This window comes from Agrobacterium sp. A3-95 (assembly GCF_053521785.1).
Genome location: NZ_JBNWDR010000012.1, coordinates 175,192 through 199,026 on the forward strand (window position 1 = coordinate 175,192; position 23,835 = coordinate 199,026).

Sequence of the window (23,835 nt, forward strand, 5' to 3'; positions counted from 1 at the left end):
TCTTTCTGTCGTGATCCATAGCTATGACGTCACCAATACGCAGGGTTGTCGGCAAAGGGCGGGGCAATGCCACGCCCTTTGCCGATGGATTCAGTTCAATTTGTGTTCGGCCAGCCAGTCGCCCGCCACGACATCGAAACTGTCGTGATTGGCCAGACGACCGTTCATAACGACGAGATCTTTCGTCGTCAGGGCGGCAGAAACAGCATCGAGAGTGCTTGTCACAACGTCGCTAACTTTCGGTGTGGCAATCACTGGTACGATGTTCTGGGCGGGAAAGAGGTTCTTGACGTCTTCAAGCACGATGAGATCGTTTGCAGCGATGGCCGGATCGGTCGAGAACAGGTTTGCAGCATGGACCTGACCGTTGATGAGTGCCGAAAGGGTCAGCGGGCCACCGACGTCAAGCGATTTGAACGACTGGAACTCGAGGCCATAAAGTTCCTTCAGACCGATAATGCCTTCCTTGCGCGTTTTCCATTCCGGTGGACCGCCAAGTACGAGCTGCGAGGCTACGGGTGCGAGATCGGCAATCGTCTTCAGCTTGTATTTGTCAGCGGTCGCGCGCGTCACAGCCACGCTATCGGAATCCTGTGCTGCGGAGGGTGTCAGCATCGAGACGCCTTTCGGCAGAGCCGCCTTGAGCGCTGCGGCCACATCGCTTGGCGAATGGGCCGTGGCGTTCTTGTCGAGATAGCTCAGCGTCGCACCAGCATACTCCGGCAACAGATCTATTGATCCGTCGAGCAACGCAGGGATATAGACTTCGCGGCTACCGATGCTCAACTTCGTTTCGACGGCAACACCCTTGGCGGCAAGGGCCTTGGCGTAGATCGTCGCCAGAAGCTGGCTTTCGGGGAAGTCGGCGGAACCGACGATGATTGTCGTCGTATCGGTTCTCGGAGTGGCTGGCGCGGCCAGCGGATTGCTTTGCGCCAATGCCGAAGCAGCGGAAAGTGCCATGAGCGCAAATGCGCTGGCGGCAGTGATGATCCTGAATGCCATGCGAGCTTCTCCTTTATGTTGAAACAGTCGTGGAATAGAAAACCGCGTTATTTTAGAACCTCTACCGCTTCGCTCGACGCGTCAGGCCTGGCGATACGGTGACCCTCGATATGACGCCGATGATCAGATCCACGGTCAGGGCCAACGCACCGACGAGAACGGCACCTGCGGCCATCTGATAATAATCGTTCTGCGCCCGCCCATCGATGATCAGGCGACCGAGACCACCAAGAGAAACATAAGCGGCGATGGTTGCGGTCGAGATGATCTGAAGCGTGGCGCTGCGCAGACCGGAAAAGATCAATGGCAGAGCGCAGGGCAGTTCCACATCGAACAGAATATCGAGCGGACGTTTCCCCATGCCTCTTGCAGCGTCCACCGCAGCGGGATCCACCGCCGCGATACCGGCGTAACTGCCAGTCATGATCGGCGGCACGGCCAGAAGCACGAGCACGATAAGGCTGGGTACGATAAAAGCCATATCGGATGCGAAAACGGGGCCAAAAACAATCACAAGAAGTGCGATTAGGCCGAGGCTTGGAAGGGAGCGTAGCGCATTTGCAAGACCCGCGATGAAGACGACACCGCGTCCCGTGTGCCCCACATAAAGCCCAACCGGCAAGCCAATCAGACAGGCGAGAAAAAGGGCCGCAAAGCTATAAGCCAGATGCTGACCGACGAGAACGATGACACCATCACTCCCTGTCCAGTGAGCTGGATCGCTAAACCATTCGATCATCGCGCCGCACTCCCAGGCTGCCACGGCGTCAGGCGGCGTGAAATGAACAGAACAAGCCCGTCCAGCAAGGCTGCAAGAAGCACGCAGAGTACGATGCCTGCTATGATCGGCGTCAGGAACCGCAGTTGAAGCCCCTGCGTGAAGAGCAGACCAAGTTGCGGCGTTCCAACCAGTGCCGCTACGGAAACGATGCTGACATTTGAAACCACGGCCACACGCAATCCGGCGGCAATCACAGGAACGGCGAGCGGTAGCTCCACCATCACCAGACGCGCAACCTGTCTGTAGCCCATGGCATTGGCCGCCTGGAGGACGTCTGGCGAAACCGATTCCAAACCATCGTTCACTGTTCGCACCAGAAGCGCCAACGCGTAGATCGTCAGCGCGACGACGACGTTTAGCGGATCGAGTATACGGGTGCCGAGCACCAGCGGCAGCAGTACGAACAGCGCAAGCGACGGAATTGTGTAAAGAAGTCCGGCAACCCCCAGCAGGGTCGACCGGAATAAACCGGCCCGCTGCGCAATCCAACCGAGCGGCAGGGCAAGAAGCAGGCCGATCACCACCGGGATGACCGAAAGGCCGAGATGCCAGATAAAAAGCTCGAAAATCCGCCCGGATTCCCGGTAGAGCCAATCAAACCTCATGGCTGACCTCCGAAGCGACCGACCCGCGCGGCTTCGATGGCTTTGGCGACATCAGAGAGTGTGACGGTGCCGACAAGCTGGCCCGTTGACCCTACGATGACCCCGCGGCCGGAGGGCGAACTCAACGCTGCATCGAGCACATGGCGCAAACTGCTGCCTTCCGGCGCCAGCGTACCACTGAGATTGAGATCTCCCTGACGCAGTGGTTGCCTGAGACCCTGCGCATCGGCCCATCCGATCGGACGATGTTCGGCGTCAGTCACCAGAACCCAGCGATCCGTTGCAACGCCACGAAGGCTGTCCGGTGTTGCGCCGAGCAAGGCTGTCGGCTCCGCACCGAGAGGGACTGCTCCGTCAAATTCTGCAAAACTCAGGAAGCGATACCCTCTGTCCCGGCCGATAAAGTCCGCCACGAAGGCATCTGCCGGGCGCGCCAGCAATTCCTCTGGAGTGGCGATCTGCGCAAGCGTTCCGCCGGCACGCAAAACAGCAACCTGATCGCCAAGCTTCAACGCTTCGTCAATATCATGGGTTACCATGATGATGGTCTTGCCAATCTCACGCTGCAAGCGAAGAAATTCGTCCTGCAACTGTGTGCGAACGACGGGATCGACAGCACTGAAGGGTTCGTCCATCAGCATGAATTTGGGATCGGAAGCGAGTGCACGTGCAACGCCGACGCGTTGCTGCTGGCCACCCGAAAGCTGCCATGGATAGCGATCGGCAAAGGCGGCGGTCAGCCCTACACGCTCAAGCAACTCATGCGCCGTGCGCAGTGCTTTTTCCTTCGGCGCTCCGTTTAGCCGCGCAGTGGTCGCTATGTTCTGAACAACGGTGCGATGGGGGAAAAGCCCGGCATGCTGGATGACATAACCGATACGACGACGCAGCAGTGCCACGTCCATGCCATCTGTCGGTTCGCCGTCAAGAAGGATCGAACCGGACGATTGTACGATCAACCTGTTGATCATCCGCAAGGATGTGGTTTTGCCGCAACCCGAAGGGCCGACGAACACGGTCAGTTTGCCGTTTGGCGCCGTCAGGGACAAACCGTTTACGGCAGTAGCCGCGCCCGCATATTGCTTGGTGACGTTGTCGAAGACGATCATGCAAATCTCTCCTGCGCTCTGTCTGCGCCTTCAGGCTCGGCAACTGTGATGACTGCCTAGGTTGTCTATACAAGCACGCAAATAGCGTATCCGCAAGATAGATCGATGAAAATATCCGCAACCCTGGAAATGACTAAACTTTAAGCATTTTGACCGCTATAGAGACGCTGTATGCACATAGAGCAAGCGGTCTCGGCGGCCGCAACTCTCTACGCCTTCAAACTGCGCTGCTTTTCCGATCAAGATCAGGCCCGCTCAACGCGACAAATTTGTTCATAAGCAACTCGTTGCTTCGATTTTTGTGCGCGGGAGCAGAATGGAAATACGAATTAATTCGTGCTGAAATTCAAAAGATCGCGCGCTGATCGTGACTGAGACCGCAAAACAGGCGTTTTTGAAAACCACTCATCCACGGCGACTTGTCTCGAGAAGGCCATAAAGCCTTGTGGCCACCGCCATCGAACAATAGTATTACCGCGTCGTATTCAATTAACGAGGATAACATGGCAACAGGTACCGTCAAATTTTTCGCACAGGACAAGGGCTTCGGCTTCATCACACCGGACAACGGCGGCCCGGACGTCTTCGTCCACATCTCCGCCGTAGGGTTTGGTGGTTCTCTTCAGGATGGCCAGAAGGTCAGCTACGATGTTGGACAGGACCGCAAGACTGGAAAGTCCAAGGCCGAGAACGTCAGCCTCATCTGATCAGCGTCTCTTGGCTCCGCGATTACTCGCGGGGCCAAATCGGTCCTTACTCCCGCTGACGTTAGGCTGTTTCCATCCCGTCGCTCCCAATCCGTGCCAAGCCGGCTGCAAAAACTTCGGCGTCGATGGGACGGCCGAAAAGGTAGCCTTGGCCGACCGGACAGCCCATTTCGCGAAGCATTTTGCGCTGGGCCTCGGTCTCCACGCCTTCTGCAACCACAGTTAACCCAAGGGCGCGTCCAAGATCGATAACGGCCTGGACAATCACCCTTCTGGACGGCCTCGTTGCGAGTTCGCTTATAAAGGCGCGGTCTATCTTGATCTCGGTAACCGGAAAGGTTTCGAGCGAGCGCAGGTTCGAATAGCCTGTGCCGAAGTCATCGACGGAAAGGCCGACGCCGCTCTGTCGCAGCCGCTGAAATGCGTCCATCACGCCGGGTGTATCGCTGAGGAACATGCTTTCGGTGATCTCAAGCGTCAACCATGCCGGGTCGGCCTTGGTCAGGCACAGGACCCGATCCAGCATTTCGGCCATGTCATGCTGCAGGAACTCCCCGGCGGATACATTCACCGCAAAGCGCAAAGCCTTGTCGCGATGCGCGTTAATGCGCCGTGCATAAGCCGCGACGGTCGTCAGACTTCGTTCGGTCAGATCAAGCAGCAGACCTGATCGCTCGGCAGTCTCGACGAAACTTCCGGGGAGCTGGCTGCCAAACAGAGGATGATTCCAGCGTATCAAAGCTTCCGCACCCACCCACTCGCCGGTTGCAAGGTCTACCTGGGGTTGGAAGTGATACACAAATTCATCATTTGCGACCGCGACCTTCAATTCGCGAGTCATTCGCACGCGTCGGCTTGCCTGTTCGTGATCCGATTCTCGAAACCGTCGCGGACCACCCAGAGGGGCGGACTTGGCGGCCCACAGGGCGATGCCGGCATTGCGGATCAGCGAAATGGGTCTCGCCCGAGGCTGGCCCACCGCATAGCCGACGGCGAAACGCAGTGAGACACTTGCACCTCGCACGACGAAGTCAGCGGCAAGCGAAGCGGATACCGCTGCCACGATAGTGTCCGCACTTGATCCATCCGTGAGCTCAAAAGCCAAAGCGAACTCATTGGCGCCCATGCGTCCCACCTGGGCAGCGCCCACGTCCCGCAGCCGCCGCCCGGTTTCATAAAGCAGGGCATCCCCGACTTCGAAACCGTATCCCGTGTTGAAATCGTGAAAACCGATCACATCCAGCTTCACGACCAAGGGCGTCGCTTTGGCATTGGTTGCGAAACGCTCCTCGGTAGCCAGGATAAATGCTTGACGGTTCAGGCAACCCGTGGTCGCGTCGAGGTTCGCGACACGATCCAGCGCGGTGTGCGCCTGGCGAATCGCCGAGACGTCGCGCAGTATGCCGACGTAGAATAGTTCTTCGCCCACCCAGGCAGGCCGGAGACTGAGACTGTTCCAGAACGCCGCCCCGTCCTTTCGATAGTTACGCAGCGTTGAGTCCAGAGGCTCCGCCGCCTCGATCGCAGCGCGAATGTGGACGACCTCTTGTTGGTCGCGCTCGTTGCCCTGCAAATAGCGGCAATCTTTCCCGACGACCTCGTTCCGAGCGTAGCCAGTCAGATGCTCGAAGGCCTTATTGACATAGAGCAAGGGCGAACTGGCGCCCAAACGCTGTGCGATCGCGATCCCATCGGTTAGTTCTTCGACCAGCGTCGCAAGAATTGGCCTGATAGCGTCGGAGCTGAGAAGCGCATTGTCCGACATGACCGGCGCGGGCTGCATGAGGTGCGACTGCATGCGTTTTTCGAATTCTTCCATGACAAGAACCATGGACGGCGAACACGGACGGGGCAACCCGCAGCCGAGGCGGTTCCAGGACAAGCGTCAGCCGTTTTCGGACAAACTGATTCTCGCGCCATCGCCAGACGTCCGAAAGCGATCACGGTAGTCGGACGGCGTCACTCCAGCGTGCGAAACAAAGGCACGGCGCATCGCGCGTGTCGATCCAAAACCACTTCTCGCTGCCACCAATGCGATTGGCAGGCGGCTCCCTTCCAAAAGGAAGCGCGCAACGTCGATACGGGTCCGGTCGACATAGTCTGATGGCGATATACCGACCTCCTGCGAAAAAACACGCGTAAAGTTCCGCACACTCATGGCCGCGATCTTCGCCAAGGCGCTGACAGAAAGGTCCGCCGCCGGATGGTTCAGAACATATTGCTGGACGTTGTGTAGACGGCTGCGGTCGATAGCCTGTGCCGCCAGATGCACGCTGAACTGTGACTGATCGCCTGGTCGCTTCAGAAACACGACGAGCCGGCGAGCAACGTAGAGCGCAATCTCCCGGCCCAAGTCCTCCTCGACGAGGGAAAGGCCGAGATCTATAGCCGCGCTGGAACCGGCCGACGTGATCATCGCGCCATCACGGACAAAAACCCGGTCGCTTTCCACCCGCGTCTCGGGGAAGCGCTCGGCCAACAGTGACGCGAACTGCCAGTGCGTCGTAACACGCCGGTCTTTTAGTAGACCTGCCTCGCCAAGCACGAATGCCCCCGTGCAGACGGAGCCGTAGCGCCGCGCCTGAGCCGCGATTTTAACAATCCAGTCGACAACACGCCCGCCCGGACTTTGCGGAACTCCGACGCTCCCGGCCACAAGCAATGTATCGGGGCTACCAAGGTACGCATCGAAAGCGCAGTCGGTCAGGATTTTTAGCCCCGATGCACAGCGGATCGTGCCCTCGTGCCCTGCCAAGACAGCAACTTCGTAGAATAACTTTTCAACACGGGCATTTGCTTCGGCAAACACGTCCATTAGCCCTGCAAGCTCCAGAGAATGCACGTCCTTTGGAACGAAGATCACGATCCGCATGAGAGTATCTTTCCCTGCACAAAGGACTCAAAGCTCTCGACGAGGATCTAAGCGCCGACGCCGGTCTATGTGGCGACGGTTGCACAATGCTGAAGGTCCGTCAAAGTCAAAGGTATTAGCTCGAAGCGGCGGAAGAACTCTGCACGCGCTGACTTTGTTCGAACTGCCGACCACTAACGGATGTTTTTATGATTGCTACCGCAACCCCAGCCGCCCGCCATTGGTGAACGAGATATTATCTCATTTTGTTGCCGATCTGAGCCCATCTGTTCGACATTGTGAGGGCCGAATAGTCTGGGCTATGAACGCTTTTCGGCGAGGATAGACAGCATGTGTATCTGCGGCGGCTTGGCGAACAGGTCCCCTGCCTCTGCCTTCGCCATCAAGGCTGCAGCGACTTGGCCATTTAAGTGCGCATCCCTACCGTCCTCATCGTCGAATGTATCGAAGATTGCAAACGAACTTGGGCCTCCCTGTATCGCATACCAGGAAATCGTGCCGGGCTCTGCATTGACCAGCGGTAAGGCTGATCGCAGAAACTCGGCGACCTCCTGTTCTTTGCCGGGCATTGCCTCGAGCGGAACGTAAAGCGCGAATTTGGTCATGACCACCTCCATGGGCACATCATTGTGCCGCAACTGAAGGAACGCGTTAAGCACGACAAATGTTCGGTGATGGACAATAAAAAGGGGTGTCGATGTAAAGATGCGATCCACGCCTCTGCACACATGAGGTTTCGATGATCAGTCGATTTCTGGATGGCCACCTAAAGCAACGAGCTGCTCTGTGTTGTCTATGTCCACCTTGGCGCTTTCGCCGATCTCTATGTCGATGACGTCGAGACCACATTGCGTGATTATCTTGCGCGCGCCGCTGTCGCCTATAAGCTCCATGAGCTGCGGGAATGCGGCGCGAGGAAAGACAACCGGGTTTCCCGGATTTCCTTCGCACACCGCGCGGATAATCGCCTCTCCGTTTCTCTCCGCAAAAGCGCCGGTGAGTGCGTCAATATCCGCAGGTTCAAGCAGCGGCATATCCGCAAGCATGATCATAATCCCGTCGGGATCTTGCGAGGCGGCACGCTGGACGCCGAGCACGATCGAGCTTGCCATTCCGTCACTGAAGTTGGAGTTTCTCGCGATGATCAGGTCGAGCCCTGCAATTTCGGCCTCGACGTCCGAGCTTCGGTATCCGGTCACAACAACCACAGAACGATTGCCGGCCCCAAGCGCTGCCAATGCGGCCCGACGAACGAGGCTGGTTTCCCGAAAACGCGCAAGAAGCTTGTGCCCGGCACCCGCCATCCTGCTCGATCGTCCAGCGGCCAGGACAACCACGGCAACTGACACTCGTCTATCTCCTGCCGCTTCCACACCGAACCTCACGCATAAAGGGACAAGCGGCTCGCCGCGATGTCGGCAAGGATGGACAGGGCAAGAGAGTTCGCATCGCGGGTTGGCCCGAAAAGCCCGATCGGCGCCCTTATCCGATCAGTATCTGCCCGGGAGAAACCGGAGCTGACAAGGAAATCGACCCGTCTGCGGTGTGTACGGGTGCTCCCCAAGGCGCCGATGTAGAATGCGGGTGACCGTAACGCGGCTTGCAGAACGGACTGCTCCGCATCAAGGTCGTGATGGAGAAGAACAACAGCGGTGTACTGATCGATATCGGGCACAACTTTTTCGCTCGCTGTGCAGGCCACCACCTCGAAGCCGGAGGATTGGGCTATATCAGCGGCCCTCTCGGCCTCTATACTTTGACCGGAAATCACGACACGCGTGCGCGGCCGATAGACCGTGAAAAAGTGGTCGTCGGCGTAACCGGCCCGCGATGGCGGCTCGACGATCTGGAGCTGTTGGGTCTGCCTCGTGTAGCGCAGGCCCGTGGTCCGGCGCTGATGAAGCTGTTCAAGAACGCCGCTCAACATCTCGGTATTTTGCAGCACGTGGATCGACACGGTAATCCCACCGCCGCACGGCAGGGCAATATCGAAAAAGGGGGAGCCTAATCCGAACTTCACCTCCCTATCTCTGTTCTCGCCCATTGCGTCGAGCGCCTCGGAAGCGACCGCTGTCTCGATGCAGCCCCCCGACACATAGCCACAAAAACGACCATCTGCCGCAATGGCGACATGGGAGCCAAGCGCGCGAGCCGCTCCCCCGCGAATTTCGACAAGGGTGGCAAGTGCCACCCTGCCCTTTGCAAGCTCCCTTATCGCAAAGCCAAATATTTCTTCCGTATCATCGGTGAGCAACGACCTGACCGGCGTCGGCTTTGTCGCAGCTTGGATATCCTCCTGAGGACAGATATCTGTGAGGGCGGCGATGTCGTCATGCAACATCCGGCAGCCCGCCTATGATCTTGTCGAGCGTCACAGGATAGTGACGCACCCTCACCCCGGTGGCATTATAGATTGCGTTGGCGACGGCTGCAGAAACCCCGCAGAGACCAAGCTCGCCAACGCCCTTGGCCTTCATCGGCGACGACATGGGGTCTGCTTCGTCCATGAAAATCACTTCCTGATGAGGAATGTCGGCATGCACCGGAACTTCGTAGCCAGCCAGATCGTGGTTGACGAAGAAGCCTTGCTTCGTATCGACCGCCAACTCCTCGGACAGGGCTCCACCCACACCCATTGTCATGGCACCAATAACCTGGCTGCGCGCTGTTATCGGGTTCAGGATCCGTCCGGCCGCACAGACGGCCAGCATGCGTCGAATGCGCGTTTCACCCGTGGCCACGTCAACGCCGACTTCCACGAAGTGGGCACCGAACGTTGACTGTTGATGGGCTTCGGAAAGATCGCCCCATTCCATTCCATCCTCGCCAACAAGGCCGTTTGGCGCAGCCGCCTCCGTAAGCGCTACCGAACGGTTTCCTGATCGAACCTGTCCGTTCTCGAACACGACGTCATCAGTGTTAAAGCCGAGTTTCTGCGCCACCGCCTCACGAAGCTTCACGCAGGCTGCGTAGACGCCGGAGGTAGAACAGTTCGCGCCGAACTGCCCGCCCGACCCCGCCGAAACCGGAAAGCGGGAATCGCCCAGCTGGACTGCTACTCGATCGACCGGCAGGCCCAGCATCTCAGCTGCTGTTTGTGCGATGATGGTATAGCTGCCGGTCCCGATATCGGTCATATCGGTTTCAACCGTTGCAATGCCGTCAGCGCCGAGCCGAACCCTTGCTGCGGATGGGAGGAGAAGATTGTTTCGCAAAGCGGCTGCAACACCCGATCCGATCAGCCAGTTTCCTTCTCGTCGGGACCCCGGCTTGCCGCGCTGGTTCCAGCCAAACCGTTCCGCCCCGAGCTTGAGACAGCCGACCAGGTTCCTTTGGGTAAAAGCGCGCTCGGGCTTCTCAGGGTCGACCTGAGTGTCGTTGAGTATCCGAAACTCGACCGGATCGACGCCCACCTTTTCGGCTATCTCGTCTATGGCGATCTCGAGGGCCATCAACCCCGGCGCTTCGCCGGGCGCCCGCATCGCATTGCCTTCTGGCAAGTGAAGCGTGGCCAGTCTCATGGCAGTCATCCGGTTCTCACCCGCGTAGAGCAGTCGCGTCTGATTGACAGCCGTTTCCAGCTGGCCCCCAGGCTGGTCACCCGACCAGCTTTCGTGAGCAATCGCGGTGATTTTGCCGTCCTGTGTCGCTCCAATGCGAATACGCTGGATCGTCGCCGGCCGATGCGTCGTGTTGTTCGCTATGAACGGACGGGGAAGCGCGACCTTGACCGGACGTCCAGTAGCCTTTGCTGCAAAGGCAGCGAGCACCGCGTCGGCCCGCAAGAAAAGCTTACCCCCGAAACCTCCGCCTATGAATGGCGACATCAAATGGATATTGTCCTTGTCGATACCAAGTGTAGTCGCCAGATCGGATCGCCACCAATCAATCATCTGGCTGGACGTCCAAACGGTCAGTTTATCGCCATGCCACGCAGCGATGGACGCATGGGGCTCCATCATGGAATGTGACTGATCTGGAGTGGTATAACTTTCGTCGAGAGTGACCGGTGCGCTCTTGAAGGCTCCCTCGAAGTCACCGACTGCCGTGTCGGGCTGCTGCTTCTCGTCGGGCTTGACCGCACTGTCCTTGGCCTTCTTGAGATCGAAGCTCCCGGGCGCAGTTTCATATTCTACTGTCACAAGCGAAGCTGCGGCGCGCGCCTGCTCGAAGGTTTCTGCGACAACCACTGCCACCGCCTGGTGATAGTGCTGGACTTCATCGCCACCAAAAAGATTGGCTGTGTTGAATTTACCCTTCTCGCGCTTGCCCACGTCCAAGGTGGTGACAACCGTCAAAACGCCGGGGGACCGCTTTGCGGCGTCGGTCGATATCGACCGGATACGGCCCTTCGCAATCGCGGCACCGACCGGATACCCGTAGGCGTAAGGAATATTCGGATCGTGCCATTCGTAGGCATACATTGCTCGGCCCGTCGTTTTCTCTTGGCCGTCAATGCGGGGGATAGGCTGACCGACGACTTTCATCCGGTCGATGGGATTGTTGATTGCAGGTGTGTCGAATTTCATGGTCGTTATCCCCTTGCCTCTGCGATCACCGCACCGATCGTTCGTTCCACGAGGGTTATCTTGAAGCGATTTTGCTCCGTCGGGCGAGCGTCGCCGAGAAGTGCCGCACTTGCGGCTTTTGCACCGCTCTTCAGCTCCTGGTCACCTGAGCCTGTTCGCCAGGGCTTGTGAGCGACGCCACCTACAGCCACGCGGCCGGTGCCATCCGGCTGGATCACCGCAGCGACGGATACGAGCGCAAACGCGTAGGAGGCCCGATCGCGCACCTTGCGATAGATATGCTTGCCCCCAATTGGCTTCGGCAGCGTGACCGCAGTTATGAACTCGCCCGGCTCCAGGACCGTCTCGATGTGTGGGGTATCGCCGGGAAGCCTGTGAAAGTCTGCGATCGGGATTGCGCGGCCACGGCCGTCGCCATTGACCGTTTCGACGGTTGCGTCGAGCGCCCTCATCGCAACAGCCATGTCGCTGGGATGGGTGGCGATACAGGACTCGCTGCTTCCGACGACTGCATGCTGTCGCGAAAAACCGCCAAGGGCCGAACATCCGCTTCCCGGCTGCCGCTTGTTGCACGGTTGGTTGGTGTCATAGAAATACGGACAGCGCGTGCGCTGGAGGAGATTGCCCGCGGTGGTGGCCTTGTTTCGCAGTTGACCAGACGCCCCGGCGACCAGGGCGCGGGTAAGCAAACCATAGTCGCGACGGACAGTCTCGTCGCTTGCCAGATCGGTATTGCGGACCAAAGCCCCTATGCGCAGACCGCCATCAGAGGTGGTTTCGATCTTGTCGAGACCAACTCCGTTGATGTCGATGAGATGCGCCGGGTGCTCGATCTCCAGCTTCATCAAGTCCAGGATATTTGTCCCGCCGGCGATGAATTTGGCTTCCGGATTGGCTGCTGCCGCTTTCGCTGCCGCCTGAGCCGTTGTGGCTCGCTCGTATGTGAAGGCTCTCATGCTTCGATCCCCCCGACTTCGGCAATTGCATCGAGAATGTTCGAGTAGGCGCCGCATCGACAGATGTTTCCGCTCATTCGTTCCCGAACTTCTGCCGCGGTGACTTCCACCTTTGCGGAAATGTCTGCAGTGGCGTGGCTTGGGATGTTCGACTTGATTTCCTCCAAGACCGCCACGGAGGAACAGATTTGTCCGGGAGTACAGTAACCACACTGAAAACCGTCGTGTTTGATGAATGCGGCTTGCATGGGATGCAGGTTTCCAGGTTGTCCGAGGCCCTCGATGGTGGTGACCTCGTCACCGTCGTGCATCACAGCCAACGTCAGGCACGAATTGATCCGGCGTCCATCCACCATCACGGTACAAGCGCCGCACTGTCCGTGATCGCAGCCTTTCTTTGTGCCGGTTAGATGAAGGTGCTCGCGCAAGGCGTCGAGCAAGCTCGTGCGATTGTCGAGTTCGAGATCATGCATCTCGCCGTTCACTTTGAAGGAAACACTTGTCTTGAAATTCATTTCTTCCCCCGAGGACTGTGCTGCGGCTCCTTTTGCCGCAACTCCCGTGACAGCAATTGCCGCCGCCGAGGAAACAAGTAAGTCCCGCCGCGAAAGTTCCAAATGTGAGTGATCTCTCATCTCCAGCTCCATTCGTTGTTGATGGTCTGGCGCACTCGGAGAAACGCCATATCCCAACATAGGGAAGCAAAAGAAGATGATTAGATGCGCCTTTTCGCTAACACTTATTAGCGAGGCTCATAAATCGGCATACGCGATCCATGGGGCAGCCACCGTCAGCCGCCCACTGTCACCCAGGCTGTCTTTCTAGAGATGGAGTAGACCACGCGCTCATAAAACTAACGCATCTGGCAGAGTTGCGACAATTGCGACCCCGTCCAGCGCCTCGCGAGTTCGCTGGCATCCACCGTGCCGGGCAGGAGGCTTCCCAGCTCACCGCCGATCTGAATTTGAGCATCGGTGATTTTGCATGCTCTTTCGTTGACTGAAACGATCACCGCAATCTCCGACTGCATCGGTGGCATCTCGAAAAGCGCGTCGGGAGGGCTTTCGCAAGTAACTATGGCCGTAGCTCTAAGAGTGGAGTTTTGATCCACGCCACGGCAAAATTCTGCGGATTGCACGCGGAAACTGCGAGTTTGGTTGGGTCCGGCTGGGAGCTGCTCACAAACCTGTGCTGAGGAAACTGCCCCTGCAATGAGCGGCCATTCAGGCCGCCCAACCAGAGAAACGCAATTTGCGAAAACGGGGGCGGTTGAGGCGACGAGCGACGCCATACATACAAACAGCGCTGGGATAGGATGTTTCACGGTGCCACGCTCCTCCACGTCTTTCAGACAGTTGTAAAGCTGGATTGCGGCTTTTTCGCTTCGAATGCAGCAGGAGCCGGTTAATCGATCCGTATATGCGCCGTTTGGTCAGGCTTTTCTGGCGGGGAGGATGGGCGAGAAAACCAAAACGATTGGCGCGATAGCGCTCGTGTTTTGAGATGTCGCTTGCATGATGGCCGACATCCATCTGGTACCTTTTCACGACAACGGATGAATGAGAAAAGTTTAGTCGGCTCCAGGTTTCCTGCGTCAAATGGCATAAAAAAGGGCGGCCAGAGCCGCCCGTTTTATGGAATGTTTACGCCGCCCCTGGCCGGTTGATCGTCAGGAAGTGACGAACGACGGGTTTGTCCGGACCAACATGGTAGGTCAGAACCTTTCCCTGCACGTCTGCATCGGCGTTGGAAACCCGCTTGTGCTGGCGGAGGTGCTCAGCCCAGGATTCCACCATGAACCACTCGACGATCTTTTCCGGATCGGCGGAATCTTCCGTCACACCCCACCCATAGGCACCATCGCGGCGGCGTTCTTGAGAGAGGTGGTCGAGAGCACGCAGGAAGGCTGAACGATGCTGTTTCTCGACCTTGTACTCGATGAGGATCAGGACAGGACCACGGTCATGAGCAACAGGCTCGGCGACCAGCGGTTCCGGCCAGTGGTTGGACGGCACCATGTCGGCGTCACCAGCCGGGAGCTTTACGCGGTGCATGATGAACCCTGCAACGAGCAAGCCAGCTGCACCGATAAGCAATGTCGTCTGAATTCCAACGGCTTCGCCCACAGCACCCCAGCCGAGGCTGCCCGCCGTCATGGCTCCGTTGAATACGGTCAGATAGACAGCGAGGCCACGCCCACGCACCCAGTTGGGCAGAACAGCCTGGGCTGCGCCGTTCAGGGTCGTCAGGGCGGTGATCCAAGCACCACCAAGGAACAGAAGAGCGATAATGGCGACGATCTTCGGCGGGGCGAGCGAAAGAACACCCATGACGACTGCGGTGATCACCGCTGCGCCAAGAAGCAAACCATCCGAGCTCAGGCGTTCGCGTAGCCTCGGCATGACCAATGCTCCACCGATCGCACCGGCGCCGACCGCACCAAGCAGAATACCGTAGAAGCTGGCATCACCACCCAGCAGTTGACGGGCAACCAGCGGAAGAAGTGCCCAGACGGCACTGGCGAATGCGAAGAAGATGGCGGCACGAAGAAGGACGACATGCAGGGGGCGGCTTGAGCGAGTGTAACGTAGGCCAGCCCTGAACGCGCCGAAGAAGTTCTCTTGTAGAGCGTCGTTGGCGTTTTTGGCACGTGGCCACCACACCAGAGCCGCGATAACGAAGATGTAGCTTGCAACGTCTGCGCCATAGGTGATCCCCGCCCCGAACGCTGCCAAAAGCAAACCGCCAGCAGCTGGGCCGATGGAACGAGCGATATTGATGCCGAGGGAGTTGAGAGCGACAGCGCTCTTCACGTCCTCGCGTTTCACCAGTTCAGGAACAATCGCCTGCCAGGTCGGGCCCATCAATGCGGCACCAATGCCGCCGAGGAACGTCAGGCCGATCAGTGCGCTCACGGAAAGCATGCCTGTCTGCGAGAGGACCATCAGCGAGATACTTACGAAGGCCAGCAGGAGCTGGACCGCAATCAGGAACTTGCGGCGATCCAGAATGTCGGTGAGAACGCCTGCCGGAATGGCAAGCAGGAAGATCGGCAATGTTCCGGCCGCCTGAACCATGGCGACTGCAGCAGGCGATGCCGAGAGGTCCGTCATCAGCCATGAGCTTGCGACATCGCGCATGAAGCTTCCGGTATTGCCGAGAACCGTTGCAATCCAAAGGACCGCGAAGACGGGCTGTGCGAGAGGAGCAAAAGTGCCCCCGGATGTTTTCGCGGCGCTCATTTACCCGCTCCCTTTGCAAGGTCGGCCGCTGCAACGAAGATGAATGCACCGGCCAGACCGATGTGTTCGAAGAAGGCGTTCGTTGCCATCATGCGGTCCATGCCGGGCGCCATTTCCCAGAAGCGAAGAGCAATGAACGTTGCGAGAAGCGTAAAGCCTGCAAGTGCGAGTGCGCCTGCCCAGCGCAGGAAGCCCGAGACCACCATCGCGGAGGCCGTAAGCTCGAACACGATGACGACGACGGCAAAGAGAGCGGCAGGCTGCAGACCGAAATGATTCATCTCAGCAAGCGCGCCATTGAAATCGAAAATCTTGGTGAGTGGACCCTGGATGTAGGCAGCGCAGAGAGCAAGCAGCGATACAGTTCTCGTAATGGGAGAGCCGACGACGCGTGCAAGTCCGCTCAAGGCCGAATTCGATATAGGGGATTGGTAGGTCATATCCTGCTCCTTTTTGGTCGCTGACGTGATCGAGCGGCCGCGTTTGATGGAGCGATATTGGCCGGTGATCGCTCTGCCAACAATTGCAGCAATAGTTTCGATTTAATTGCCAATATTGCAATTATAGGGTCGGATCGCTTGGGCGAACAGAAGTCGCCCAAGCGAGGACACGATCAGACTGCCCAGCAAGAGCAGCCAAGAGCGCCGAAGAAACCCTTGAGGTCGGCGATCGGCAGTTTCGAGGTCCAGGCTCCCGCATGGTCGTGACCATGCACGCCGCAATCGCTGGCGCAGCCACAGGTCGAGATAGCCGTGCGCCTTAGAGACCGCGCGCCAGCACCTTCCGGCTCGCCCCATGCAGCATATCCGCCGAACTTGCGGACTGGAGACCAGTCGGGCATTGCAGGCGGCACGTCGTTCTCGTCGAGCGTTTTGAAGTCACCCGCTCCATAGACGATTTTGCCGCCAACCATGGTCAGCTCCGATACCAGGAACGAGATCTCGTCTTCGGCGCAGGAGAAGAAGTCCTTGTCGGGAACGACAAGGTCGGCGAACTGGCCTTTCTCGATACGGCCTTTCTTGCCTTCTTCATTCGAAAACCATGTGACTTTTTCAGTCCACATCCGCAGAGCCGTCTCGCGATCGAGGCAGTTGGCACGCGGATAGAGTTGCATGCCACCAACCGTCTTGCCGGTCACCATCCAGGACAACGAGACCCAGGGGTTGTAGGAGGCGACGCGGGTCGCATCCGTGCCGGCGGAAACGTTGACGCCCTTGTCGAGCATCTTTCGGATCGGTGGGGTCGCTTCGGCAACGCCTTGGCCATATCGCTCGACGAAATATTCGCCCTGATAGGCCATGCGATGCTGGGTTGCGATGCCGCCACCAAGGGCCGCAATGCGGTCGATGGACCGGTCCGAGATGGTTTCGGCATGGTCGAAGAACCAGTTCAAACCTTCAAGCGGAATGTCCTTGTTGACCTTCTCGAAGACATCAAGCGAACGGGAGATTGTCTCGTCATACGTGGCGTGCATGCGCCATGGCCAACGGTTCTCGGCCAGAACGCGCACCACTTCTTCGAGTTCGCCTTCCATTTCCGGCGCCATTTCCGGACGTGGCTGGCGAAAGTCCTCGAAGTCCGCCGCGGAGAAGACCAGCATTTCGCCGGCACCGTTGTGACGGAAATAGTCGTTGCCCTGCTTGTATTTGACCGAAGACGTCCAGTTGAGAAAGTCTTGCTTTTCTTCCTTGGGCTTCTGGGTGAAGAGATTATAGGCCAGACGCACCGTCATCTGGTTCTCGTCAGAGAGTTTTTGAATGACCTCGTAGTCATCAGGGTAGTTCTGGAAGCCACCGCCTGCATCAATCACACCCGTTACGCCAAGACGATTGAGCTCACGCATGAAATGGCGGGTGGAGTTGACCTGATAGTCGAGAGGCAGTTTGGGTCCCTTGGCAAGGGTGGAGTAGAGAATGCCGGCATTAGGCTTGGCCAGCAACAGACCAGTCGGATTGCCGTTGGCATCACGGGTGATTTCGCCACCGGGTGGATTGGGCGTATCGCGGGTGTAACCGACAGCGCGCAGTGCAGCACCGTTCAAGAGCGCGCGGTCATAGAGGTGCAGCAGAAATACTGGGGTATCTGGCGCGACCGCGTTGATCTCCTCGATCGTCGGCAGACGCTTCTCCGCAAACTGGTGTTCGGTGAACCCGCCGACAACACGCACCCATTGCGGGGCTGGCGTTATCGCCACCTGGCGCTTGAGCATGTCCATTGCATCTGCCAGCGAGCGCACGCCGTCCCAGCGCAATTCCATATTGTAGTTTAGCCCGCCACGCACAACGTGGGTATGGTTATCGATGAGGCCGGGCAGAACGCGCTTGCCCTTGAGATCGACGATCCTGGTGTTGGAACCAGCAAGGGACATGACCTCGCTGTCCGAACCGACTTCAAGAAACAGTCCATCCTTGATGGCGACCGCGGTCGCGTTTGGATTGGTGCGGTCAAGGGTCGTGAAACGACCGTTATGGAGGATCAAGTCTGGGTGCATGGTATCTATTCCGGTCTGGTTGGGATCGGCGGCATTGGCCTTTGAGAAGAGGTTCGAAAACGCCAGGCTCGAGGCCGCTCCAAGGAAGGTTCGGCGCGTCGTCATCAGCTCCGCTCCTCCAAATTGGTTTGCGAACGATGGGCAATTTCCGGAGAATTTCCGCCCTTCGGCATGTGACCGAACATGTGCGGCTTCACCTGCTGGAGCCAGGAAACCGCTGCCGGCTCCTTGCTCCAGAGCGATTTGGCGAGCGGGATGATCTGCTCACCGACGAGAATGCCGAGCAGGCCGACAAGCGCGATAACCGGCGGAGCAGGCGAGCGCACGTTGAGCAGGCTGTAGACGATGCCGACCAGCAGACCCGCGCCAAGAGACAGAAGATAGATTTTCATGAGAGTCATCCTCGTTAAAACGGACAACCGCTCCGATGCGTCACCGGAGCGGTTGATCTGGCTTACTTCGCGGGGTTCGGGCCGATGCGCTTGCCATGGCTGACGCGTTCGGCACCGCCGTGGACGTGAGTGACCGCGTAATCGATGCCCATGCCATAAGCGCCGGAATGCTCCTTCACCAGTGTGGTGACCGCATCGTAGGTTTCCTTGCGAGCCCAGTCGCGCTGCCATTCGAGCAAGACCTGCTGCCAGGTGACGGGTATGACGCCAGCCTGCACCATGCGGTCCATTGCATATTTGTGCGCATCGGAAGAGGTGCCGCCGGAAGCATCGGCGACCATGTAGATTTCGTACTCCGGAACGTCATGCAAAGCAGAGAGTGCAAAGGTCGTGTTGCAGACTTCGGTCCACAGACCAGAGACGACAATCTTCTTGCGGCCGTTGGCAGCATTCTTTGCCAGCGCATCGCGTACGTTCTGATCATCCCAGGAGTTCATCGAGGTGCGTTCAAGGATGTCATTCTGCGGATAGACGGCCAAAAGTTCGGGGAAGGTGTTGCCGGAGAAGCTCTCGGTCTCAACCGTGGTAATCGTGGTTGGCACGTTGAAAATCTTGGCAGCCTTGGCCAAGCCAACGACGTTGTTCTTCAGGGTCTGGCGGTCGATCGACTGAACGCCGAATGCCATCTGCGGCTGCTGATCGATGAAAATGAGCTGGCTGTTGGCGGGGGTAAGAACTTCAAGCTTGGACATGTCAATTCCTCTTCGGTTGTTTTGGACCGCGAATGCGGCCGGTTATGAAATGAGCAGGACCTTTCGGTCGGATGCCGTGCCCTGGGACACAGCTTCCAAGACCGTCGGGAAGTTGAAACCGATGCTTTCTTTCGCTTGCTGCCTCGGCTGCTGAAAGAAAAGGTAGCGCGAGTTGCGACCCCGTAGAATTGCAATATTAATTGCGAATGAATTGCTTTTATCGCAACAATAATCTCTCGATCCGGCTGAGCTGCGGACTTCGCACGGGGCTGCGATACGCGGCCACGCGTTCCGAAAACTTCTAAAGGAAATTTGATGCGCAGAGTCGGCCTTGAAGACTTCTGCAGCGTCCTTGATTTCGCTGTTCGGTGGGAAGCAATTTGGCTGAATTTGCCCTGCGCGGCACTGCCAGTGAACAACGGTTGCGCGGTGTGTGAGCCGCGTAATCCTTGGCAGTCTGCCGTTGAGTATTGACGCGACAAGATTGCGGGTCACCGTTGGCATTCACGCCCCATATCGCGATCACGTCGCCTTATACTTGATCTGAACAACCGTTATTCCAAATTGCAGGTGGGTTCGTGCGACCAAGGAGCCAAGCCTGTCACAGCCTACTCCCATTCGGGATAGAGCCACGGGCTCACATCAGCCGTGGGATATCGTCAAAGGAGAACGTGGAGAAGCCCGCCGTTGTGGAGTAACTATCCATGGATATGGATAAAGCTATCAGGACGTGGCGGTACCCTCGTCGTAGGCAGAAAACACGCCCGCAACCCAGTCTGCAAATACCCGATACTTCACGCTCGGAAACCGGCCCGCTGGCCTAACTATGTGAACAGGATAACGTGGTGGCGCCCAATCTTGCAGGATGGGGACCAGTGCGCCGCGAGCGATATGGGCGCGTGCCAAGAATTCAAATGTCTGTCCAATACCCAGCCCCGCCAATATTCCATGCAAATGCGCAGTCGCATCACTGGTGGAGAGCTTGATCGGGCTGTAGATTTCTATTTTCTCGTCACCATTCATCAATCGCACTGGTGCGGCCTTCAGGCTGCGCGCGAAAAAGTACTGAACGAAAACATGATCACGCTGCAGATCCGATGGCGAAGCTGGCACGCCGTATTTTTCGAGGTACGCCGGGGTGGCGCAGGTTACTATCTCGACGCTGCATAGTTTCTTCGCAACAAGAGATGCGCTTGGCAGATCTCCGGCACGAATGACGCAATCTATTCCCTCTTCAACGATGTCGGCCTGACGTTCTGTCACACCAAGGTGCAACTCGATCTCTGGATAGAGCGCGTAAAACTCTGGCAACCGAGGGATCAGAATCGTATTGGCGAAGGTCCCTCCTACGTCAACACGAAGTTTTCCCCTGGTGGCAAGGCGCCCGCGGGTCGCCTCGTTGTTCATTTCATCGAAATCGGCGATCAGCCGGAGGGCGCGCTCGTAATAAGCAACGCCCTCGGGTGTCACCGTGAGTGAACGTGTCGTTCGTTCCAGCAATTTGAGGCTCAAGCTGGCCTCAAGATCCTGAACAAGCTTGCTCACGGTGGACCGTGGCGCACCCATCGTGCTGGCAGCCTTTGCAAAGGATCCGGCCTCGACGACGCGAACAAAGGCTCTGATTGCTCCCAATTGATCCATTGGCATTTCTCCATAGAAGCCCGATCAGTTGCCACAGACACCAGTGAGCGGGGGTTGTTAGGCAGTCAGCGGCTCGAGGTTTGCCTGGATCTGGTCACGGAACGCTTCATACCGGCTCGGCAACTTAAGCGCCTCGCCCAGATGTGCCGTGTCCTCGTCCCGGTCAAACCCCGGCTCGTTCGTGGCAATCTCGAACAACACGCCGCCTGGTGTGCGGAAGTAGATTGCCCAGAAATAATCGCGGTCAATGACGGGCGTAACCTGATAACCGGTGTCCATCAGTGCCTTGCGAACTTCGAGTTGCTTTTCGCGGTTTTCGACGGCAAAGGCGATATGGTGAACCGAACCGGCGCCCTGACGGGCAAACGACGTTTTCGGCAGTGCTGCGACATCAATCGTATCGGCGCCGTTTCCATTGGGAATGATAAAGCGGGTCACGTCACCTTCCTTCTCGGCGCGTTGATACCCCATGAAACCAAGAAGCTCTTCTGTCGCGGCAGTATCGTGCAGGCTGAACCGGGCGCCGGCAAAACCGCGGATAGCTGCATCGGCCGGAATGCCGTCCGCCAGCCACGGCGCGCGGTTGTCATCGGCAGATTCAATCAGCGCCAGACTGTCACCGTCCGGACCCATGAATTGAAGTCTGTTGGCGCCAAAGACGGTGTCAGTTTTCAAGCCATCGACACCGTGCGCGGTAAACCGATCCTGCCAGAATTTCAATGCGCCCTTTGGCACGGAGAACTGGGTTTCCCCGACCTCACCAACACCGGGACGACCCAGCATCATGTTCGGGAAAGGGAAGTAGGTCATGACGGTGCCGGCGGAGCCGTTCTCGTCACCATAATAAAGGTGGTAGACGTTCGGGTCGTCGAAGTTAACGGTCTGCTTGACGCGACGCAGGCCCAGTGTGTCGGTGAAGAAGCGATTGTTCTGACGCGCATCCGAAGCCATTGAGGTTACGTGATGCAGTCCCTTGATATCCTTGATCATGTCCTTGCCTTTCAATGTCGCCGTTAGTGTTTGGCTGTTGACGAATATCTAGACCGATTGATCACACCAGAGAATTGCAATATTAATTTCGACTGCGTTGCTCTTTTTGAAACAATCCCAATGAACGATTACAAAGCTCTGCGAACCTTCCTCCTTGCGGCCGAAAAGCGAAATTTCGCCCAGGTTGCCCGCGAACTCGACATGACGCCGGCTGCAGTCACAAGGGCTATTGCGGCACTTGAAGCCGAACTCGGCGTTCAGCTGTTTGTCCGTACGACCCGGCAAGTGTCGCTGACAACAGACGGTGCGATCTTCGCCGCCCAGATTCAGCCGGCGGTGAAGACGCTTGAAGAAGCGCGCCGCGACGTGATGAACGCTCACAAAGCCGACGAAGGGCGTCTCAGGATCAGTGCGCCGACGTGGTTTGGCAAGGCGGTGCTCCCACCGATCCTCTCCGGCTTCAAAGAGCGATACCCGAAGATGGGCTTCGAGATATCACTGTCCGACGGACTGGTGAATATCGTTGATGATGACTACGATCTGGCGATCCGCATCTCGTCTCAGCCATCGGACAAGTTCACGATATGGAGGAAAATCCGCGTCGTGCCGCGCATTCTGGTTGCGGCACCGGGAAGCCGGTTTGTCGAGATGCAGCATCCGAACGAGCTGACGCCAGACGATTGCCTCGCCTATAGCGGCGAAAGCCGGCGAGAGAACTGGGTTCTCTCGGACGGCGGCTCGAGCATGACGATATCGGCAGGGCGCGCCTTCAGCGCCAATAATGGTGAGGTTCTGGCCGACATGGCCGCAGATGGAGCAGGCGTTGCCATGCTGCCGAACTTTCATGTCTCGGAACACCTCAAGAGTGGGCGCCTCGTGCACGTCTTCAAGGGCTGGGCCCCACCCGATCTGTGGTTGACCCTCTACTACCCGCCCTATCAGGCTCTGCCTCCCCGCATTGCATCCTTCTCCAAATTCTTCGAGGAGCAGGTTGCGGCGCAGATGGTCATGCTTGATTGATATCCCGGACTGTCCCGCCACAGCGTCCTTGCTGTGCGGAGATCTCGGCCGCGACCCGCGCCTGTAACTGCCAGAGGTTTCGATCGCGAATGCCCTCTGCCTGAAGATCGACGATCGTGTTGTGCAGATACTGGGCGCAGGAACCGCCCTCCCCGCAGGCGCTGGCGATCAGTTTTGCCGTCGTTTCCACCGGTAGCGGCGCCGTCAGACCCGCGCGCTTTGTGCTCGCCCAGAATGTCAGAGCCTTCTGGATGCCGTCAGGCGTTTTGACCTTTACCCAGCGCACCATGTCGATGACTTCCCGATACCTGATTTCGCGGGCGACGAGAGCTCGAAGGTCGTCACGCCGCCGCTCGGACGAGAGTTGCATGATGACACCGTCGCACTGTCCACCACGCTCAAGCGCCATCATCAGACCTGGCTGCGCGCTCGTTGCCCGCCAGCGCTCGATTTTCAGGGAAAACGAACGATGCCAGCCATGGGCGGTGGCACGTCGCCTGCCGGCTGGCTTGAACTCAGGATTCCAGATGAGGGAACCGTATGCAAACACCCAGATCGGATCGCTATCGGCTTCACGTTCGATAGCGGCAACCAGAGCGTCAAGTTCTGTTTCAGATAACGGCGTCCAGCCCGGCTCCGGGCCGTCGTCACGGACGTCTCTGATGGTCAGGGCTACAAGCTCGGGCGTCAACTGCATCGTCGTCTCGATCGGTAGTACGGCAAGGATTGCATCAGTGGCCGTG

The 23,835-nt window shown here is 58.0% G+C and carries 24 protein-coding genes; 2 read left to right on the forward strand and 22 right to left on the reverse strand.

The annotated features are described in order from the left end of the window. Nucleotides 1-90: 90 nt before the first annotated feature. From ACQZ5Y_RS25520 to ACQZ5Y_RS25535, 4 genes are all read right to left on the reverse strand, one after another. The gene (locus ACQZ5Y_RS25520) at nt 91-1,005 is read right to left on the reverse strand and encodes an ABC transporter substrate-binding protein (protein ID WP_003518329.1); all 915 of its coding nucleotides are present in this window, start codon (nt 1,003-1,005) and stop codon (nt 91-93) included. A 61-nt stretch (nt 1,006-1,066) separates the two neighbouring features. Next, entirely contained in the window at nt 1,067-1,744 is a 678-nt protein-coding gene (locus ACQZ5Y_RS25525; protein ID WP_003518330.1) for an ABC transporter permease, read from the reverse strand. Further along, a complete protein-coding gene (locus ACQZ5Y_RS25530) occupies nt 1,741-2,391 on the reverse strand; it encodes an ABC transporter permease (RefSeq protein WP_019566836.1) in 651 nt (216 codons plus the stop codon). The genes ACQZ5Y_RS25525 and ACQZ5Y_RS25530 overlap by 4 nt, the downstream gene beginning before the upstream one ends. Further along, nucleotides 2,388-3,500: an ABC transporter ATP-binding protein gene (locus ACQZ5Y_RS25535; RefSeq protein ID WP_112155611.1), complete on the reverse strand. Its 1,113-nt coding sequence runs from the start codon at nt 3,498-3,500 to the stop codon at nt 2,388-2,390. Before ACQZ5Y_RS25535 ends, ACQZ5Y_RS25530 begins: the two co-directional genes overlap by 4 nt. A 503-nt stretch (nt 3,501-4,003) precedes the next feature. Here ACQZ5Y_RS25535 and ACQZ5Y_RS25540 point away from each other — a divergent pair. Next, a complete protein-coding gene (locus ACQZ5Y_RS25540) occupies nt 4,004-4,207 on the forward strand; it encodes a cold-shock protein (RefSeq protein WP_003518333.1) in 204 nt (67 codons plus the stop codon). A gap of 61 nt (nt 4,208-4,268) precedes the next feature. On the opposite strand, the gene ACQZ5Y_RS25545 is transcribed toward ACQZ5Y_RS25540, so the two are convergent. The 17 genes from ACQZ5Y_RS25545 to ACQZ5Y_RS25625 all read right to left on the reverse strand — a co-directional run bounded on the left by ACQZ5Y_RS25545 (nt 4,269) and on the right by ACQZ5Y_RS25625 (nt 22,072). Further along, entirely contained in the window at nt 4,269-6,026 is a 1,758-nt protein-coding gene (locus ACQZ5Y_RS25545; protein WP_236763054.1) for a putative bifunctional diguanylate cyclase/phosphodiesterase, read from the reverse strand. A gap of 66 nt (nt 6,027-6,092) precedes the next feature. Continuing rightward, entirely contained in the window at nt 6,093-7,079 is a 987-nt protein-coding gene (locus ACQZ5Y_RS25550) for a GlxA family transcriptional regulator (RefSeq protein ID WP_003518336.1), read from the reverse strand. Nucleotides 7,080-7,378: 299 nt separating this feature from the next. Beyond that, a complete protein-coding gene (locus ACQZ5Y_RS25555; RefSeq protein WP_026331023.1) occupies nt 7,379-7,684 on the reverse strand; it encodes a putative quinol monooxygenase in 306 nt (101 codons plus the stop codon). Nucleotides 7,685-7,822: 138 nt separating this feature from the next. Beyond that, nucleotides 7,823-8,428, reverse strand: a complete 606-nt coding sequence (locus ACQZ5Y_RS25560) for a nucleotidyltransferase family protein (RefSeq protein ID WP_336510035.1) — start codon at nt 8,426-8,428, stop codon at nt 7,823-7,825. Between the two features lie 32 nt (nt 8,429-8,460). Beyond that, nucleotides 8,461-9,420 (reverse strand): XdhC family protein, encoded by a 960-nt coding sequence (locus ACQZ5Y_RS25565; RefSeq protein ID WP_236763053.1) that lies wholly within the window; start codon nt 9,418-9,420, stop codon nt 8,461-8,463. Continuing rightward, on the reverse strand, nt 9,410-11,608 hold the full coding sequence (gene paoC / locus ACQZ5Y_RS25570) for an aldehyde oxidoreductase molybdenum-binding subunit PaoC (protein ID WP_038494776.1): 2,199 nt from the start codon (nt 11,606-11,608) through the stop codon (nt 9,410-9,412). Before paoC ends, ACQZ5Y_RS25565 begins: the two co-directional genes overlap by 11 nt. A 5-nt stretch (nt 11,609-11,613) precedes the next feature. Then, the gene (locus tag ACQZ5Y_RS25575; RefSeq protein ID WP_111800158.1) at nt 11,614-12,564 is read right to left on the reverse strand and encodes an FAD binding domain-containing protein; all 951 of its coding nucleotides are present in this window, start codon (nt 12,562-12,564) and stop codon (nt 11,614-11,616) included. After that, nucleotides 12,561-13,199, reverse strand: a complete 639-nt coding sequence (gene paoA, locus ACQZ5Y_RS25580) for an aldehyde dehydrogenase iron-sulfur subunit PaoA (RefSeq protein WP_003518348.1) — start codon at nt 13,197-13,199, stop codon at nt 12,561-12,563. The genes ACQZ5Y_RS25575 and paoA overlap by 4 nt, the downstream gene beginning before the upstream one ends. Nucleotides 13,200-13,417: 218 nt before the next feature. Next, entirely contained in the window at nt 13,418-13,594 is a 177-nt protein-coding gene (locus ACQZ5Y_RS25585) for a hypothetical protein (protein WP_003518350.1), read from the reverse strand. A 193-nt stretch (nt 13,595-13,787) separates the two neighbouring features. After that, a complete protein-coding gene (locus ACQZ5Y_RS25590) occupies nt 13,788-14,096 on the reverse strand; it encodes a hypothetical protein (RefSeq protein WP_141682257.1) in 309 nt (102 codons plus the stop codon). Between the two features lie 111 nt (nt 14,097-14,207). Beyond that, the gene (locus ACQZ5Y_RS25595; protein ID WP_035200026.1) at nt 14,208-15,806 is read right to left on the reverse strand and encodes an MFS transporter; all 1,599 of its coding nucleotides are present in this window, start codon (nt 15,804-15,806) and stop codon (nt 14,208-14,210) included. Beyond that, on the reverse strand, nt 15,803-16,246 hold the full coding sequence (locus ACQZ5Y_RS25600) for a DoxX family protein (protein WP_065658421.1): 444 nt from the start codon (nt 16,244-16,246) through the stop codon (nt 15,803-15,805). Before ACQZ5Y_RS25600 ends, ACQZ5Y_RS25595 begins: the two co-directional genes overlap by 4 nt. 173 nt (nt 16,247-16,419) lie before the next feature. Next, on the reverse strand, nt 16,420-18,402 hold the full coding sequence (locus ACQZ5Y_RS25605; RefSeq protein WP_013762172.1) for an amidohydrolase: 1,983 nt from the start codon (nt 18,400-18,402) through the stop codon (nt 16,420-16,422). After that, nucleotides 18,402-18,689: a XapX domain-containing protein gene (locus tag ACQZ5Y_RS25610; protein WP_003519470.1), complete on the reverse strand. Its 288-nt coding sequence runs from the start codon at nt 18,687-18,689 to the stop codon at nt 18,402-18,404. Before ACQZ5Y_RS25610 ends, ACQZ5Y_RS25605 begins: the two co-directional genes overlap by 1 nt. Nucleotides 18,690-18,751: 62 nt before the next feature. Next, a complete protein-coding gene (locus ACQZ5Y_RS25615; protein ID WP_013762171.1) occupies nt 18,752-19,441 on the reverse strand; it encodes a hydrolase in 690 nt (229 codons plus the stop codon). Between the two features lie 723 nt (nt 19,442-20,164). Then, nucleotides 20,165-21,082, reverse strand: a complete 918-nt coding sequence (locus ACQZ5Y_RS25620; RefSeq protein WP_013762169.1) for a LysR family transcriptional regulator — start codon at nt 21,080-21,082, stop codon at nt 20,165-20,167. Between the two features lie 57 nt (nt 21,083-21,139). After that, nucleotides 21,140-22,072: a VOC family protein gene (locus tag ACQZ5Y_RS25625; RefSeq protein ID WP_111800159.1), complete on the reverse strand. Its 933-nt coding sequence runs from the start codon at nt 22,070-22,072 to the stop codon at nt 21,140-21,142. Nucleotides 22,073-22,192: 120 nt separating this feature from the next. On the opposite strand from ACQZ5Y_RS25625, the gene ACQZ5Y_RS25630 reads away from it, so the two are divergent. Continuing rightward, entirely contained in the window at nt 22,193-23,092 is a 900-nt protein-coding gene (locus ACQZ5Y_RS25630) for a LysR family transcriptional regulator (protein ID WP_003519235.1), read from the forward strand. Here the strand turns inward: ACQZ5Y_RS25630 and ACQZ5Y_RS25635 are convergent. Further along, entirely contained in the window at nt 23,079-23,789 is a 711-nt protein-coding gene (locus ACQZ5Y_RS25635) for a gamma-glutamylcyclotransferase (protein ID WP_174051011.1), read from the reverse strand. The genes ACQZ5Y_RS25630 and ACQZ5Y_RS25635 overlap by 14 nt on opposite strands. Nucleotides 23,790-23,835 lie beyond the last annotated feature (46 nt).

Bases quoted from the DNA above. Each gene is read 5' to 3' on its own strand.
- ACQZ5Y_RS25520 (WP_003518329.1), bottom strand. From the start codon at position 1,005: ATGGCATTCAGGATCATCACTGCCGCCAGCGCATTTGCGCTCATGGCA.
- ACQZ5Y_RS25525 (WP_003518330.1), bottom strand. From the start codon at position 1,744: ATGATCGAATGGTTTAGCGATCCAGCTCACTGGACAGGGAGTGATGGT.
- ACQZ5Y_RS25530 (WP_019566836.1), bottom strand. From the start codon at position 2,391: ATGAGGTTTGATTGGCTCTACCGGGAATCCGGGCGGATTTTCGAGCTT.
- ACQZ5Y_RS25535 (WP_112155611.1), bottom strand. From the start codon at position 3,500: ATGATCGTCTTCGACAACGTCACCAAGCAATATGCGGGCGCGGCTACT.
- ACQZ5Y_RS25540 (WP_003518333.1), top strand. From the start codon at position 4,004: ATGGCAACAGGTACCGTCAAATTTTTCGCACAGGACAAGGGCTTCGGC.
- ACQZ5Y_RS25545 (WP_236763054.1), bottom strand. From the start codon at position 6,026: ATGGAAGAATTCGAAAAACGCATGCAGTCGCACCTCATGCAGCCCGCG.
- ACQZ5Y_RS25550 (WP_003518336.1), bottom strand. From the start codon at position 7,079: ATGCGGATCGTGATCTTCGTTCCAAAGGACGTGCATTCTCTGGAGCTT.
- ACQZ5Y_RS25555 (WP_026331023.1), bottom strand. From the start codon at position 7,684: ATGACCAAATTCGCGCTTTACGTTCCGCTCGAGGCAATGCCCGGCAAA.
- ACQZ5Y_RS25565 (WP_236763053.1), bottom strand. From the start codon at position 9,420: ATGTTGCATGACGACATCGCCGCCCTCACAGATATCTGTCCTCAGGAG.
- paoC (WP_038494776.1), bottom strand. From the start codon at position 11,608: ATGAAATTCGACACACCTGCAATCAACAATCCCATCGACCGGATGAAA.
- ACQZ5Y_RS25575 (WP_111800158.1), bottom strand. From the start codon at position 12,564: ATGAGAGCCTTCACATACGAGCGAGCCACAACGGCTCAGGCGGCAGCG.
- paoA (WP_003518348.1), bottom strand. From the start codon at position 13,199: ATGAGAGATCACTCACATTTGGAACTTTCGCGGCGGGACTTACTTGTT.
- ACQZ5Y_RS25585 (WP_003518350.1), bottom strand. From the start codon at position 13,594: ATGCAGTCGGAGATTGCGGTGATCGTTTCAGTCAACGAAAGAGCATGC.
- ACQZ5Y_RS25590 (WP_141682257.1), bottom strand. From the start codon at position 14,096: ATGGATGTCGGCCATCATGCAAGCGACATCTCAAAACACGAGCGCTAT.
- ACQZ5Y_RS25595 (WP_035200026.1), bottom strand. From the start codon at position 15,806: ATGAGCGCCGCGAAAACATCCGGGGGCACTTTTGCTCCTCTCGCACAG.
- ACQZ5Y_RS25600 (WP_065658421.1), bottom strand. From the start codon at position 16,246: ATGACCTACCAATCCCCTATATCGAATTCGGCCTTGAGCGGACTTGCA.
- ACQZ5Y_RS25605 (WP_013762172.1), bottom strand. From the start codon at position 18,402: ATGACGACGCGCCGAACCTTCCTTGGAGCGGCCTCGAGCCTGGCGTTT.
- ACQZ5Y_RS25610 (WP_003519470.1), bottom strand. From the start codon at position 18,689: ATGAAAATCTATCTTCTGTCTCTTGGCGCGGGTCTGCTGGTCGGCATC.
- ACQZ5Y_RS25615 (WP_013762171.1), bottom strand. From the start codon at position 19,441: ATGTCCAAGCTTGAAGTTCTTACCCCCGCCAACAGCCAGCTCATTTTC.
- ACQZ5Y_RS25620 (WP_013762169.1), bottom strand. From the start codon at position 21,082: ATGGATCAATTGGGAGCAATCAGAGCCTTTGTTCGCGTCGTCGAGGCC.
- ACQZ5Y_RS25625 (WP_111800159.1), bottom strand. From the start codon at position 22,072: ATGATCAAGGATATCAAGGGACTGCATCACGTAACCTCAATGGCTTCG.
- ACQZ5Y_RS25630 (WP_003519235.1), top strand. From the start codon at position 22,193: ATGAACGATTACAAAGCTCTGCGAACCTTCCTCCTTGCGGCCGAAAAG.
- ACQZ5Y_RS25635 (WP_174051011.1), bottom strand. From the start codon at position 23,789: ATGCAGTTGACGCCCGAGCTTGTAGCCCTGACCATCAGAGACGTCCGT.